Origin of the sequence: Haemophilus seminalis, from assembly GCF_006384255.1 — a bacterium.
GTDB lineage: Bacteria > Pseudomonadota > Gammaproteobacteria > Enterobacterales > Pasteurellaceae > Haemophilus > Haemophilus seminalis.
In genome coordinates this window covers 232453-247235 of the sequence record NZ_VCED01000002.1, presented here as the reverse complement: position 1 = coordinate 247235, position 14783 = coordinate 232453, and the positions used below count along the sequence as shown (strand labels likewise).

General features: G+C 39.9%; 13 protein-coding genes. 3 read left to right on the top strand and 10 right to left on the bottom strand.

What is annotated here, in order from left to right:
• Positions 1-10 precede the first annotated feature (10 nt).
• The 8 genes from gnd to FE813_RS03500 form a co-directional block, all read right to left on the bottom strand.
• Complete coding sequence (gene gnd / locus FE813_RS03535) at positions 11-1465, bottom strand: decarboxylating NADP(+)-dependent phosphogluconate dehydrogenase (RefSeq protein WP_139989458.1); 1455 nt, start codon at positions 1463-1465, stop codon at positions 11-13.
• Positions 1466-1567: 102 nt separating this feature from the next.
• Entirely contained in the window at positions 1568-1900 is a 333-nt protein-coding gene (locus FE813_RS03530) for an avidin-fold protein (RefSeq protein WP_139989457.1), read from the bottom strand.
• Positions 1901-1960: 60 nt separating this feature from the next.
• A complete protein-coding gene (locus FE813_RS03525) occupies positions 1961-2353 on the bottom strand; it encodes a GNAT family N-acetyltransferase (RefSeq protein ID WP_139989456.1) in 393 nt (130 codons plus the stop codon).
• A 31-nt stretch (positions 2354-2384) separates the two neighbouring features.
• Positions 2385-3083: a 6-phosphogluconolactonase gene (pgl, locus tag FE813_RS03520; RefSeq protein ID WP_139989455.1), complete on the bottom strand. Its 699-nt coding sequence runs from the start codon at positions 3081-3083 to the stop codon at positions 2385-2387.
• Between the two features lie 65 nt (positions 3084-3148).
• On the bottom strand, positions 3149-4633 hold the full coding sequence (gene zwf / locus FE813_RS03515; protein WP_139989454.1) for a glucose-6-phosphate dehydrogenase: 1485 nt from the start codon (positions 4631-4633) through the stop codon (positions 3149-3151).
• Between the two features lie 74 nt (positions 4634-4707).
• Positions 4708-5517 (bottom strand): 3'(2'),5'-bisphosphate nucleotidase CysQ, encoded by an 810-nt coding sequence (cysQ, locus tag FE813_RS03510; RefSeq protein WP_139989453.1) that lies wholly within the window; start codon positions 5515-5517, stop codon positions 4708-4710.
• A 4-nt stretch (positions 5518-5521) separates the two neighbouring features.
• Complete coding sequence (locus FE813_RS03505; protein ID WP_139989452.1) at positions 5522-5938, bottom strand: HI_0559 family membrane protein; 417 nt, start codon at positions 5936-5938, stop codon at positions 5522-5524.
• Positions 5939-5991: 53 nt separating this feature from the next.
• Positions 5992-7980: an OPT family oligopeptide transporter gene (locus FE813_RS03500; protein WP_139989451.1), complete on the bottom strand. Its 1989-nt coding sequence runs from the start codon at positions 7978-7980 to the stop codon at positions 5992-5994.
• Positions 7981-8185: 205 nt separating this feature from the next.
• Here FE813_RS03500 and hslR point away from each other — a divergent pair, with 205 nt between their 5' ends.
• Positions 8186-8584, top strand: coding sequence for a ribosome-associated heat shock protein Hsp15 (hslR, locus tag FE813_RS03495; RefSeq protein WP_048953393.1), 399 nt, complete (start codon positions 8186-8188; stop codon positions 8582-8584).
• Between the two features lie 55 nt (positions 8585-8639).
• Here hslR and gyrB read toward each other — a convergent pair whose 3' ends face one another.
• Both gyrB and FE813_RS03485 read right to left on the bottom strand, forming a co-directional pair.
• On the bottom strand, positions 8640-11060 hold the full coding sequence (gene gyrB / locus FE813_RS03490; protein ID WP_139989450.1) for a DNA topoisomerase (ATP-hydrolyzing) subunit B: 2421 nt from the start codon (positions 11058-11060) through the stop codon (positions 8640-8642).
• A gap of 124 nt (positions 11061-11184) precedes the next feature.
• Positions 11185-13497, bottom strand: a complete 2313-nt coding sequence (locus FE813_RS03485) for a Tex family protein (RefSeq protein ID WP_139989449.1) — start codon at positions 13495-13497, stop codon at positions 11185-11187.
• 107 nt (positions 13498-13604) lie between these two features.
• Here FE813_RS03485 and greB point away from each other — a divergent pair, with 107 nt between their 5' ends.
• Positions 13605-14081, top strand: a complete 477-nt coding sequence (gene greB / locus FE813_RS03480; protein ID WP_048953387.1) for a transcription elongation factor GreB — start codon at positions 13605-13607, stop codon at positions 14079-14081.
• Positions 14082-14084: 3 nt separating this feature from the next.
• Entirely contained in the window at positions 14085-14774 is a 690-nt protein-coding gene (locus FE813_RS03475) for an rRNA large subunit pseudouridine synthase E (RefSeq protein WP_139989448.1), read from the top strand.
• Positions 14775-14783 lie beyond the last annotated feature (9 nt).

Sequence of the window (14783 nt, the reverse complement as noted above, 5' to 3'; positions counted from 1 at the left end):
ATGTTTTTAACTACACATCATAAGTGGTAGAGGCTGTATTACCACCACGACCTGTCCAGTTGGTGTGGAAGAATTCACCACGTGGTTTATCTGTACGCTCATAAGTATGTGCGCCGAAGTAGTCTCGTTGTGCTTGCAATAAGTTTGCAGGTAAACGTGCTGAAGTATAACCATCTAAGAAGGTGATTGCAGACGCCATACAAGGCATTGGAATACCCACTTCGATAGATTTTGCCACCACTTTACGCCAGTCACTTAATGCGTTTTCTAAAATACCTTTGAAGTAACTATCTGAACCTAAGAAGATTAAATCTGGATTTGCTTCATATGCATCACGAATATTGCCTAAGAAACGGCTGCGAATGATACAACCTTCACGCCATAATAACGCCGTTGCACCATAGTTAATATCCCAACCAAATTGTTCAGAGGCTTCACGAATCAGCATAAAGCCTTGTGCGTAAGAAATGATTTTTGACGCCAATAATGCTTTACGCACTGCTTCAATCCAAACTTTTTTGTCACCTTCAACTGGAACAACTGTTTTATTGAATAATTGATTTGCTGCAACACGTTGATCTTTAAATGAAGATACGCAACGAGCAAAGACGGATTCAGTGATTAAGGTTAATGGAATACCGAAATCTAATGCATTGATACCCGTCCATTTACCTGTCCCTTTTTGACCTGCGGTATCTAAGATTTTTTCAACTAATGGCTCACCATCAGCATCTTTATAACCAAGAATATCAGTGGTGATATCGATTAGATAGCTATCAAGTTCAGTTTTTTTCCATTCTGCGAAGATGGCTTGCATTTCTTCATAGCTTAAGCCTAAACCTTCTTTTAAGAATTGGTAGGCTTCACAAATTAATTGCATATCGCCATATTCGATGCCGTTGTGAACCATTTTCACGAAGTGGCCTGCACCTTCACCGCCTACCCAGTCACAGCAAGGCTCGCCTTGTTCAGTTTTCGCCGAGATCGCTTGGAAGATTGGTTTCACATATTGCCACGCTTCTGCATTACCACCTGGCATGATAGATGGTCCATGACGCGCACCTTCTTCACCGCCAGAAACACCCGAACCGATAAAGCGGATGCCTTTTTCAGCCAATGCTTTTACACGACGGTTAGTATCCGGATAGTTTGAGTTACCCCCATCAATAATGATGTCACCTTCTTCTAAGTGCGGTAATAATGCCTCAATAAATTGATCCACCACATCACCTGCGCGTACCATTAACATTACTTTGCGTGGTTTTTCTAATTTAGAAGCTAAATCTTCTAAAGAATATGCGCCAATAATATTGGTGCCTTTTGCCGCACCTTGTAAAAATTCATCTACTTTAGATGTGGTACGGTTATATGCTACGACTTTAAAGCCATGATCATTCATATTTAAAATGAGGTTTTGCCCCATTACGGCTAAGCCGATAACACCGATGTCGCCTTTTACTGACATTGTTTTCTCCTGTTTGTAAGGTGCTCACGCACCTATTATTTCGTATTTTTTTATAAAGTATGTGAAGGTTATTACAGATATTCTACCGCGGTAAAACCTCACTTAAATTTCTCTAATTAACGAGTTACCTTGCTCTAACGTGTCTAACCACTGCCATTTTTCATGACCAATGAGTTTACTATTTTCTAAAGAAAATGTGGTACAACAACGCCCCAAACGATTTTCTAGAGATTGATTTAAATGTTGATACGTAAATTCAACTTGAGTATCGTTAATCCATTTTCCAATTAAAAAACCTTTTAAAATTTCACCACCACAATATTCAGCCCAAATCATTTCACCTTGTTGATGGTAATGAAATTCTGTTTGGCTACTAACCTCACCATTTGCGGTGTTTTCAACAGCAATAAATTTTTTATTATCTAAATTTAACATTAAAGTCACCCTGCATCTGATGTATCTATATCTTATTTTAGTCCGTACAATGCTAATAAATTAACTCCTCGTCCACGCACTCATATGCTGCGTAAATCCAATATGCGGATAATAATCCACGGCTTGTGGAGCCGATAAAAGCACAATTTTGGCTTGTGGATGTAGGGCTTGCTTAGTGTGTTCAATCAATTGCAAACCGATACCTTGTTTTTGATATTGTTCATCAACTGCTAAATCAGATAAATAACAGCAATAGGCAAAATCCGTCACCGAACGTGCAGCACCCACTAATCGTTCACCATCCCAAGCGGTGACTAATAAATCTGCATGGTGCAGCATCGCTGCGACACGTTTTTCATCCTCTAACGGACGGTGTGCCCCGAGCGTTGTTTTATTTAGCAATTCAATAAATTGTTTAACTGAAATCGGTTCATTCACTTTGTAGTCTATCATTTTGCAAGCCTATAATATTGATGCCAACCTGTTATAGCAATTTAGCCGCCGCTTTATCTAAATACCATTCCGTCACGCCGTTTTTCGCCTGAATTTTGGCAGCAGGATAAGGCAGGTTTTCTGATGTCGTGCTTTGGATTTCTTTTAAAATATTCGCTTTGCTTTCGCCTGTGACTAAGTAGGTAATGCGTTTGGCTTGTTCAATAAGTTTGGCTGTTTTAGAAATGCGAATTTGACCACTTTCAGGGTGTTTAGCAATGATAGCTAGGTTTTCATCATCTAAATTGGTTTGATATGGGAAAAGAGAAGCGGTATGACCGTCAGTTCCCATACCTAAAATGATCCAATCAAAAACACCGTTTGGAATGACCGCACTTAATTCTTCTTCGAAACGTTTTAACTCAAAGTGCGGTTCATTTTCGCCACGAATTCGGTGGATATTTTCTGCGGGAATTTGAATATAATCGAATAAGAGTTTTTGCACTTCACCATAGTTGCTTTCTGAATCTGTTGGCGGAACCATGCGATCATCACCCCACCAAAAATGCAGATTCTTCCAGTTGATTTGTTCGGTATAAGGCGCTTTGGCTAAAGTTTTGAATAACAGCTTAGGCGTTGAACCGCCAGAAAGAGAAATATGCACAGGGTGATTTAATTGGCTATAAATCACAAATTCTTGGGCAATCTTTTCAACAGCATGTTGAGCTGTTGGGAAGGTAATGGTGTTCATGTTTGTTTCTCTCTATTCGGTGATAAGCCTTCTTCTATTCATTGAAGAAGGCGAGATATTGATGACTAAACCTTTTTCTTCATTTTACCGCTTGGTTTACGCCATACGCGACCACTTTTTGCGATAAGTTTTTCCGCCGCAACAGGGCCCCAAGTGCCGGCTTCATATTCGTAAACTCGACCGCCTGCTTCTTTGTAATTCAAAATTGGCTGCACAAATTTCCATGCAGCATGCACAGCATCAGTACGAGCAAACAAGGTTGCATCGCCTTTCATCGCATCTAACAATAAGCGTTCATAAGCGGTTAATACTTGTGCGCCTGCTAAATCTGCATAACGGAAATCCATTGATACTTCTTTCGCTTCAAAACCTGCGCCTGGTTTTTTCAAACCAAAACGCATTGAAATTGCTTCATCAGGTTGAATACGAATAATCAATTTATTCTCTGGTGCATTTTGGCTGAACACAGGATGTGGCGTAGTTTTAAAATGGATCACAATTTCAGTCACTCGAGCCGGTAAGCGTTTACCCGTACGGACATAGAATGGCACACCAGCCCAACGCCAGTTTTCAATTTCACAACGCAATGCGATGTAAGTTTCAGTGCGAGAATCTGCCGGTACACCTTTTTCTTCTAGATAGCCCTTTTCCATTTTGCCGTTAATTTCAGCTGCAGTATATTGACCTAAAACGAGATTATGCTCCATATCTTCGACAGTTAATGGACGCAAACTATGCATCACTTTTGCTACTTCATCACGCATGGAGTTCGCATTAATAATCGCTGGCGGCTCCATTGCCACCATCGCTAATACTTGCAATAAATGGTTTTGGAACATATCGCGCATTGCGCCAGAACCATCATAATAGCCACCGCGCTCTTCCACGCCAATAGATTCTGCACCAGTAATTTCTACATAATCAATGAAATTACGATTCCAAAGCGGTTCAAACCAACCATTTGAGAAACGTAATACGAGCAAGTTTTGAACGGTTTCTTTACCTAAATAATGGTCGATACGATAAATTTGGTGTTCTTCAAAGAAACGGTGGATTTGTACGTCTAACGCTTGCGCTGTTTTTTCATCATAACCAAACGGTTTTTCAACAATAATACGCTTCCAGCCATATTCTTCCGTATTTAAACCATGTGCAGCCAAACACTCAGGAATCACGCCATAAAGACTTGGAGGAGTGGACATATAGTAAAGGGTGTTACCACAGGTTTTATATTTATCATGAAGGTCATCTAAGCGTGGCACAAGTTTACCGTAATCTTGAGCATCCGAAGTATTCACTGCTTGGTAATAAAGATGAGAGCAGAAAGCATCTAAGGTTTCTGGTGTTGTTTCTTCATTATGGATTAACGCCTCACGCATTTTTTCGCGGAAAGTTTCATCGTTCAACTCAGAGCGAGCAACACCTAGAACGGAAAAGTTTTCACTCAAACGCCCGATTTTGTAGAGATTATAAAGAGCTGGAATGAGTTTACGGTGAGTTAAGTCACCAGACGCGCCAAAAATGACGATACAGTTATTATCAGTTTGCATAATTATTCCTTATAAGATTCCGAGTAATCTCGAAAATAATGCCGTATTCTAGAGAAAAAAACCAATCGAACCAATCAATTAAATTGAAAGATAGAACGCCAATCGAGCGATTGATCGCCCACCATGACAAAATGCGGATTAATCAAGGTTTCACGTTGGTTATAGGTTAAAGGCTCAAAATGAGAGTCAAAAATGGCACCGTGAATTTCACACAGCAACACTTCAGCGCCAGCAGTATCCCATTCGCCTGTTTGTCCTAAACGAACATAACAATCTACTGCACCTTCAGCCACTAAACCGCTTTTTAAGCTACTTGAACCTACCACAACAAATTCACAAGGAAAATCCTTCGGTAAAATAGACCGCACTTTTTCTTGAGAAGTGGTTGCACCTACGACAATTCGTAAAGGGCGGTCAAAATTCATCGTGTTTTTAGTGAGTTTTTTTACTTGATCTACTTGTTTTTTAAACGCGCCGAAATTATCCATTGCATAATAAGTGATTGATAAAACTGGCGCGTGAATAACGCTTAACACTGGTTTATTTTTACGAACTAAGGTTATCAACACAGAAAATTGATCGGTACGATTAATAAATTGTTGTGTACCATCAAGGGGATCAATCAACCAATATTCTTTCCAATTTTTACGTTCTTCAAAGGAAATATGACAATTTTCTTCAGAAAGAACAGGGACATTAGGGAAAAGTGCGGTTAATTTTTCTGTTAAAAATTGGCTCACAAAAAGATCCGCTTCCGTCACAGGCGTGTTGTCTTCTTTCAATTCAACATGCACCTGTTTTTGATAAAACTGTTGCAAATGCTTACCCGCTTGATAAGCAATCAGCAATACTTGATTAAGTAAGTGTTCGTTTAGCGTCAGCATAAAATTATTCTCTTGTTTTTGGCAGCAACCACGGCATCACAAATAGAGCATAAAATACCATTCCGCATGTGCTTATTAACCCTAGGGATAATCCACCTTCGGTCAACCAGCCCCAAAAGGACGTTTCTTGTTCGCCGAGCAATAGTAAATAAAAATAAGATGCCATATTGCAGTAAACAAATGAAATGATCGATGAAACTAATACAATCGAAGCAATGTTATAACGTGTGTAACGGAATTTTATAGCTAAAAGTGCGGTTAAAAATGCGGGAATGGTGGCAAGAAGAAATGCTGTGAGAGCATAGCTAGAAAAAGGAACGATAACGCCACTTGAATCATCATCGAACCAAATCAAAAGTGCGGTGACGATTACTTGTAAAATTAGAGGAAAAAAAATAAGTGTTTTTAAATAAGATTTCATAATAAAAAAATAGGCTATCCCAAAGGTAGCCTATTCTAAAATAAATTTAAGGATTAATCAGATTTTTTCGCACGTAATACGCGAGATGCAAAAATAACAATGCCCACGATAAATACGATTAAACCTAACCACTCGCCAATAGTATCCCAGTTTTCAAGATTTAAGGATAATGGCGCTTCAGAACCACCGGTAGTAACAGAAGCCGCAATAATGAATGCTAAAATCACCCCCATTAAGCTTTCACCTACGATTAAACCTGCAGAAAAAAGGGTACCGAAACGTTCTGCTTTAGCTGACACTTCTTTGTTACCAAGTTTTGCAATATGACGAGTCATGATCCATGCTAAGAATGCACCAACAATCACAGGCATATTAATTGATGGTGGTAAGTAAATACCAATCCCCACGGCAATAACTGGCAAGCCAAAAACTTTGTTACTGACTTTTTTCAAGAATGCATCAATCGTAATTAACACAGCACCCAAAACCACACCAGTTAAGATGTAAGTCCATTCCAATTTATTGGTGAAAATACCTTGAGAAATAGTGGTCATTAATGTTGCTTGTGGTGCAGATAGCGCTTGTGAAGGATCCATATCTGGACGTGGCAACGCACCGCTGAAACCATACGCGTGATATAAGATTTCTAATACTGGTGCGATAACAAGCGCACCGACAAAGCAGCCGATAATTAATGCTACTTGTTGGCGCCAAGGTGTTGCATCCACTAATAAACCGGTTTTTAAATCTTGCAAGTTATCATTAGAAATCGTTGCGGTGGTTAAGACAATTGACGCAGTAAAGAGTGTAAGTGCGGTCAAAAATTTCTGACCATCTACGGTTTCAAATAAGCCTGATGCATTACCGATTGACACCAATACCAATGAAATCACGATAACAGAAATAATCCCGATACCAGAAATTGGGCTTGAAGATGAACCCACTAAACCCGCCATATAACCAGAAGCTGCAGCCACGAAGAAGCCGATAAATACAGCTAAGAAAGTACAAACTACCACTAATAAAATGGAAAGCTCAGGTGAAATCGGTGCAGCCGCGATAAAGTGGTGTAATGAAATAACAATTAACACAACTGTCGCGATTAAGATATAAATCATTGTTTTTGGAGAAAGGTCGATATCAACGCGATGCTCAGATTCAGCCTGTCCACCTTTCAACATACGGAAAGAATGTATCATCCCTTCAATCATTGGTTTCATTAAAATCAGCAATGTCCAAATCGCTGCGATACCAATTGTACCCACACCAATAAAGCGTACTTTAGTTTTCCAAACCACCATTGCAGCATCAATTAAGCTTGCGTCTGCCGCGATATCACCTGACATCGTGAAATATGGCACAGCCACACCCCAAGTCAAAATAACACCGATTAACATCGCAATACCGCCTACGATACCAATTAAATAACCTGCACCAAGCAAGGCAAGCGAAAAGCCCATTGGTAATTGGAAAGCCGCTTTACCAGTTTGAATCCAAGCGCTTGCACCATCAGCCATCACGCGTAAACCGTTAGTTAAAAATGCAACTAATCCCGCTAAAACACCACCGTAAGCAATATCTTTCACACCGCTATCGCCATCTGCATGATTACCTGCTTTTAAGATTTCTGCAGCAGCTACACCTTCAGGATAAGGTAAATCACTGTTTACCACCATCGCACGGCGTAATGGAATGGTGAATAACACGCCCAATGTACCACCAGCAGCACAAATCAACATAGTTTGCCAGAATGGGAAGTCTTGCCAGTAACCCATCATTAATAAGCCTGGTAAGACGAAGATCACAGAAGAAAGTGTCCCCGCTGAAGATGCTTGTGTTTGCACCATGTTATTTTCAAGAATACTAGAATCTTTGAAAAATTTGAGTACCGCCATAGAAATGACAGCCGCCGGAATAGATGACGCGAATGTCATCCCCACTTTTAGACCGAGATACACATTGGATGCAGTGAAAATCACTGTAATCAATGCGCCGAGGATGATCCCTCGAAAGGTCAATTCTTTTAAGTTTTCGTTATGCATATGTTACATCCTTAAGTAAAAAAAGAGAACACTTTAAAAATCGCAAAAAACACATATTTTTTCAAGTACTTTTAATCTTAATTTTATTCAATTAGAAAATATTTAAATTAAGCGGTATTTCTCTTTCCTAATTTAATAAAAATGCAATAAATAAGATTTGTGATACTATCTTATTCAATAATAACGTAATCCCAAAGGTAAATTCATGGCTAGCAAAGAAGGTGTCCGCTTAGATAAATGGTTATGGGCAGCACGTTTTTACAAAACTCGTACTATCGCCAAAACCATGATTGAAGGGGGGAAAATACACTACAATGGACAACGTGCAAAAGTTAGTAAAATTGTAGAACTAGGTGCATTAATAAAATTACGCCAAGGGAATGAAGAAAAAGAAGTTGAAGTACTTGCATTAAGTGATCAACGTCGTGGCGCTCCTGATGCGCAATTACTTTACCGAGAAACGGAAACAAGCCTAAAAAAACGTGAAGAAATAGCATGGGCTCGTAAAAATAATGCATTATCTATGCCCCATCCTGATCGTCGCCCAAACAAACAAGAAAGACGTAATTTACTGAAATTTAAACACCAAGATCACTTTGAATAAAAAAATAACCGCACTTAATCTTACAAGCACGGTTATTTTTCTTGCTATATTTCAACTAAATATCTAAATTTGCACGTAACGCATTCAGCTCAATGAACTCGCGGCGTGGCTCAACTTCATCTCCCATTAAGGTCGTGAAGAGTTGATCCGCCGCAACGGCATCCTTAATAGAAACCTTCAACATACGACGTGAATTTGGATCCATTGTGGTTTCCCAAAGTTGATCTGCGTTCATTTCACCAAGTCCTTTATAACGTTGTACTTCAAGGCCTTTACGAGATTCTTTCACTAGCCATTCAACAGCTTGTTCAAAGCTACGCACTGGTTGTACTTTTTCACCGCGTGTAACATAAGCGCCTTCTTCCAATAAACCATTGAGTTGTTTATTAAGAGAAACAATTTTCGCGTATTCATTGCCGTGAACAAAATCAAAATTCAAGAAATAATCGGTATCAATACCGTGTTTACGAACCGTAATCACAGCTTCATATACTTGGCGTTCCGCGTTAAATTGTGTACGCACTGAATATTGATGCGCTTCTGTTTCTTTTGCAGTCAGTTGTTCAACAAAAGATTTACCCCAATTTTCAACCGCACTTTCGTCTTTCATCATTTCAACAGAAATTGGCGACTGATAAATTAATCCTTGCAACACAGGCGTTGGATAATGGCGACTTAAGCGACCGATAAGTTTTTGTACGCTGTTATATTCTGCCACCAATTTTTCAAATACAAGGGCATTCATTGCCGGTGCATTTGCGCTAATATGTAATTCTGCGCCATCTAAAGCAAGCGTTAATTCATATTGCTCCATTTCATCCGCATCTTTAATGTAGCGTTCTTGTTTTCCTTTTTTCACTTTGTAAAGTGGCGGCTGAGCAATGTAAACATAACCACGCTCAATAAGCTCAGGCATTTGACGATAGAAGAATGTTAAAAGCAACGTACGAATGTGAGAACCATCCACATCAGCATCGGTCATGATAATGATATGATGATAGCGTAATTTATCTGGGTTATATTCATCACGACCAATACCGCAGCCTAAAGCAGTAATTAATGTGCCCACTTCTTGGGAAGACAACATTTTGTCAAAACGTGCTTTTTCTACGTTTAAGATTTTACCTTTCAATGGCAAAATTGCTTGAGTTTTACGATCGCGACCAACTTTTGCAGAACCACCCGCAGAGTCACCCTCCACCAAGTAAAGTTCAGAAAGCGCAGGATCTTTTTCTTGGCAGTCTGCAAGTTTACCCGGTAAACCTGCAATATCTAATGCCCCTTTACGGCGCGTCATTTCACGAGCTTTGCGTGCTGCTTCGCGCGCACGAGCAGCCATAATAATTTGGTTTACAATGATTTTTGCATCTGCAGGATTTTCCAATAAATATTCCTGCATTTTTTCATTCATCGCAGATTCCACCGCACTTTTAACTTCTGAAGACACGAGTTTGTCTTTAGTTTGCGATGAGAATTTTGGATCAGGTACTTTAACTGAAATAATCGCCACCAAACCTTCACGTGCATCATCGCCTGAAGTCGCCACTTTTTCTTTTTTCAGCATGCCTTCGTTTTCCATATAGCTATTTAAGCTACGAGTTAAAGCCCCACGGAAACCTGCTAGATGAGTACCGCCATCACGTTGAGGAATATTATTGGTGAAGCAATACACGTTTTCATTTACACCATCATTCCACTGCAAGGCGACTTCTACGCCGATACCATCTTTCTCAGCTGTAAAATAAAATGGTTTAGGATGAATTGGGTTTTTATTTTTGTTCAAATATTCTACGAATGCTTGAATACCGCCTTCGTAATGGAAATGATCTTCAGAGCCATCGCGTTTATCAATTAAGCGAATGGATACGCCTGAGTTCAAGAAAGAAAGCTCACGTAAGCGTTTTGCTAAGATTTTGTAATCAAAGGTTGTGATAGCAAAAATATCCGAGCTTGGCCAGAAACGAACCGTTGTCCCCGTTGCCTCTGTGCCGCCAATAACTGTTAATGGTGCTTGTGGCTCACCTAAATGATAGAATTGCTCATAAACGTGACCTTGACGACGAATGGTTAATTGTAATTTATCAGAAAGTGCATTCACCACTGATACGCCCACACCGTGTAATCCGCCCGATACTTTATAAGAGTTATCGTCAAATTTACCGCCAGCGTGAAGCACGGTCATGATAACTTCTGCTGCAGAAACGCCTTCTTCTGGGTGAATATCCACAGGAATACCACGCCCATCATCTTGTACCGATACAGAATTATCATCATGAATTGTCACGATAATATCGGAACAATGGCCAGCGAGGGCTTCATCAATGGCATTATCCACCACTTCAAATACCATATGGTGCAAACCAGTACCGTCATCGGTATCACCGATATACATACCTGGACGTTTACGCACCGCATCAAGGCCTTTTAATACTTTAATGCTCGATGCACCATAGTTATCATTGGTCGTTTCTGACATAATTTATCTCATTCTTTTGTAAATAAAAATTGGGCGAGATTATAGCAAAAAATCGCCGTTTTGGCGATGCTTTTCGGGAAAGGATAGTTATAAAAAAGGGCAAATAATTTCGCCCTATAACTTGTTATTTTTTCCAATTTTTTAGCGCATCAGCAAAAGCATTACCCATCGCATTATTACCTCTTGAACTACGCTCCTCTCGTTGCGTATTTCCACGAGGTCTTGCAGATAAAGTGCGGTCAGATTTACTGTCATTTTTGACCGCACTTTCATCTAATCGCATCGTTAACGCAATACGTTTACGCGGCACATCCACTTCTAAGACTTTCACTTTCACGATATCGCCAGTTTTCACCACTTGATGTGGATCTTCGACGAATTTATCGCTTAATGATGAAATATGCACTAAACCGTCTTGATGAACACCGATATCCACAAATGCGCCGAAGTTGGTTACATTAGTGACGGTACCTTCTAAAATCATACCCGGTTTTAAATCGGTGATTTCTTCCACGCCTTCTGCGAATACAGCCGTTTTAAACTCACCACGAGGATCACGACCTGGTTTTTCCAATTCTTTGAAAATATCTTGAACGGTCGGTAAACCAAATTGCTCATCAATGAATTGTTTTGCATCAAGCTGACGTACCACACCCGCATTGCCCATTAAATCTTGGATAGATTGTGCGGTAGCTTGCAAGATTTTTTCGACCACAGGGTAAGCTTCTGGGTGAACCCCTGAAGCATCAAGTGGATTTTTCCCGCCAGCAATACGCATAAAGCCTGCACATTGCTCAAAGGCTTTTGGCCCTAAACGTGGCACTTTTTTCAATTCTGCACGGCTTTCAAAACGACCATTTTCATCACGATATTCCACAATGTTTTGCGCTAAAGTTTTCGTCATCCCTGCCACGCGAGCAAGTAATGGTGCGGATGCCGTATTCAAATCTACCCCTACCGCGTTTACACAGTCTTCCACCACCGCATCGAGTTTACGCGCAAGTTGGGTTTGGTTTACATCATGTTGATATTGCCCGACACCAATGGCTTTCGGTTCGATTTTTACTAATTCGGCCAATGGATCTTGTAAACGACGGGCGATAGATACCGCACCACGCAAAGATACATCTAAATTTGGGAATTCATTTGCCGCAAATTCAGAAGCAGAATAAACCGATGCGCCTGCTTCGCTCACCACAACGGTTTGTGGTTTATTTTCTTTGATTTCTTTAATCACTTCTTTCGCAAAACGTTCGGTTTCACGAGAAGCCGTACCGTTACCAATAGCAATTAATTCCACGTTATGTTTGCGGATCAAGCTGAAAATCGCCACTTGTGCTTCGGCTTCACGCCCCGTGTGTGGATAAATGGTGGTGGTATCTAATAATTTACCGGTGTTATCCACCACTGCGACTTTAACTCCCGTACGCAAGCCCGGGTCCAAGCCCATAGTGCTTTTCGCGCCAGCCGGTGCAGCCATTAAAAGTGCGGTCAGATTTCGAGCAAAAACATCAATGGCTTCTTCTTCCGCTTTTTCACGTAAACTTGCCATTAATTCCGTTTCTAAATGCAACGAAACTTTGATTTTCCATGTCCACGCAATCACTTGCTCACGCCATTTATCTGCAGGCTGCCCCGTGAAACGGACATCTAAATAATCACGAATAATCTCTTCACAATAACTTTGACGACTTCCCTCTTCCGCATCGGGATCTGCATTTAAGCTTAATTGTAAAATGCCCTCATTACGTCCACGGAACATGGCTAATGCACGGTGAGAAGGCACATTTTTCAATAATTCTTGGTGGTCGAAATAATCTTGGAATTTTGCGCCTTCCGTTTCTTTGCCTTCGATCACTTTGGATACGATAACGGCATTTTTCGCTAAATAATCACGTACTTTCGCTAATAAGCCCGCATCTTCAGCAAAACGCTCCATTAAAATATAGCGTGCACCGTCTAACGCAGCTTTGCTATCAGCTACGCCTTTTTCAGCATCAACAAAGGAAAGTGCGGTTGATTCTGGATCATTTTTTGACTCGCTCCAAAGTAAATCGGCCAATGGCTCAAGACCAGCTTCAATGGCAATTTGTCCTTTGGTACGACGTTTTGGTTTGTACGGTAAATATAAATCCTCTAATTCAGTTTTGCTTTGTGTCGCATGGATTTTGTCACGCAGTTCATCGGTCAATTTCCCTTGATCTTCAATAGATTTCAAAATGGTTTGACGACGATCTTCTAATTCACGCAAATAAATTAAACGGGTTTCAAAATGACGAAGCTGGGTATCATCTAAGCCACCTGTGGCTTCTTTACGATAACGGGCGATAAATGGAATGGTGTTGCCATCATCTAATAATTGAATAGCAGCAAGGATTTGTTGAGGCTGAACGGTTAATTCAGCCGCAATAATTTGGCTAATTTGTTGATTTAACATTGTCATACTTCTTTGTTATGAAAGGATTCGAGAAAAAACGGGGATAGAATACTGGTTTTAGGCTGTTGGCTCAAATATAATTCGAAAAACTTTCTTTTATTTTTATTATGGCAAAATCAAATTATATTACCCGTCAAGGCTGGAATGAGCTTGATCAAGAACTCAAGTTTTTGTGGAAAGAAGAACGCCCAAAAGTTACTCAAGCAGTCTCAGATGCAGCTGCGCTAGGCGATCGTAGCGAAAACGCAGAATATATTTACGGAAAACGTCGTTTACGTGAAATTGATCGTCGAGTACGTTTTCTTTCTAAACGACTAGAAGTGCTACAAATAGTAGATTACAGCCCAAAACAAGAAGGTAAAGTGTTTTTTGGTGCGTGGGTTGAGCTAGAAAATGAAGAGGGAGAAGTGAAGCAATATCGCCTAGTCGGTTGTGATGAATTCGATCCTGCTAAAAACTGGATCTCCATTGATTCTCCTGTTGCGCGTGCTTTAATCGGTAAAAGCGTTGACGATGAAATCCATGTAAAAACGCCCTCTGGCAAAATAATTCTCTATGTGAACCGAATTTGGTATGAGAAATAAGCAATGAAAAAACATTCATCATCTTTCTCTTTAAATAAGATCAAACAAAATTCGAATAATTTTCACCGCACTTTCAAGCAAAAGTCAAAGTTTAAACTCCTCTCACTAAAAGAAACGAAAGTTATCGTATTTAATAAACCCTTTGACGTGCTTACTCAATTTACTGATGAGCAAGGTCGTCGCACATTAAAAGATTTTATTTCTATTCCAAATGTTTATGCAGCAGGACGATTAGATAGAGATAGTGAGGGATTATTGATTCTAACTAACAATGGCGAACTACAACATCGCTTAGCAGATCCTCAATTTAAAACAGAAAAAACTTATTGGGTACAAATTGAAGGAATACCCGAAGAAAAAACTTTAGATCAACTTAGAAAAGGCGTAAAACTTAAAGATGGCATAACTAGCCCAGCTAAAGTACGCCATATCTCCGAACCTAACCTATGGGAACGAAGCCCGCCGATCCGAGATCGTAAAAATATTCCAACAAGTTGGCTAGAAATAAAAATTAGTGAAGGGCGTAATCGTCAAGTTCGTAGAATGACCGCCCATATTGGTTTCCCCACTTTACGGCTAATAAGAGTAAATATCGGCGATTTATCCATTAATAATTTAAAAAATGGTGCATTTAGATCATTGTCATTAGATGAAATAAAAGACCTATTTAATCAATTAAAGATAAGATACTAATCTGATAAA

Bases quoted from the DNA above. Each gene is read 5' to 3' on its own strand.
- gnd (WP_139989458.1), bottom strand. From the start codon at position 1,465: ATGTCAGTAAAAGGCGACATCGGTGTTATCGGCTTAGCCGTAATGGGG.
- FE813_RS03530 (WP_139989457.1), bottom strand. From the start codon at position 1,900: ATGTTAAATTTAGATAATAAAAAATTTATTGCTGTTGAAAACACCGCA.
- FE813_RS03525 (WP_139989456.1), bottom strand. From the start codon at position 2,353: ATGATAGACTACAAAGTGAATGAACCGATTTCAGTTAAACAATTTATT.
- pgl (WP_139989455.1), bottom strand. From the start codon at position 3,083: ATGAACACCATTACCTTCCCAACAGCTCAACATGCTGTTGAAAAGATT.
- zwf (WP_139989454.1), bottom strand. From the start codon at position 4,633: ATGCAAACTGATAATAACTGTATCGTCATTTTTGGCGCGTCTGGTGAC.
- cysQ (WP_139989453.1), bottom strand. From the start codon at position 5,517: ATGCTGACGCTAAACGAACACTTACTTAATCAAGTATTGCTGATTGCT.
- FE813_RS03505 (WP_139989452.1), bottom strand. From the start codon at position 5,938: ATGAAATCTTATTTAAAAACACTTATTTTTTTTCCTCTAATTTTACAA.
- FE813_RS03500 (WP_139989451.1), bottom strand. From the start codon at position 7,980: ATGCATAACGAAAACTTAAAAGAATTGACCTTTCGAGGGATCATCCTC.
- hslR (WP_048953393.1), top strand. From the start codon at position 8,186: ATGGCTAGCAAAGAAGGTGTCCGCTTAGATAAATGGTTATGGGCAGCA.
- gyrB (WP_139989450.1), bottom strand. From the start codon at position 11,060: ATGTCAGAAACGACCAATGATAACTATGGTGCATCGAGCATTAAAGTA.
- FE813_RS03485 (WP_139989449.1), bottom strand. From the start codon at position 13,497: ATGTTAAATCAACAAATTAGCCAAATTATTGCGGCTGAATTAACCGTT.
- greB (WP_048953387.1), top strand. From the start codon at position 13,605: ATGGCAAAATCAAATTATATTACCCGTCAAGGCTGGAATGAGCTTGAT.
- FE813_RS03475 (WP_139989448.1), top strand. From the start codon at position 14,085: ATGAAAAAACATTCATCATCTTTCTCTTTAAATAAGATCAAACAAAAT.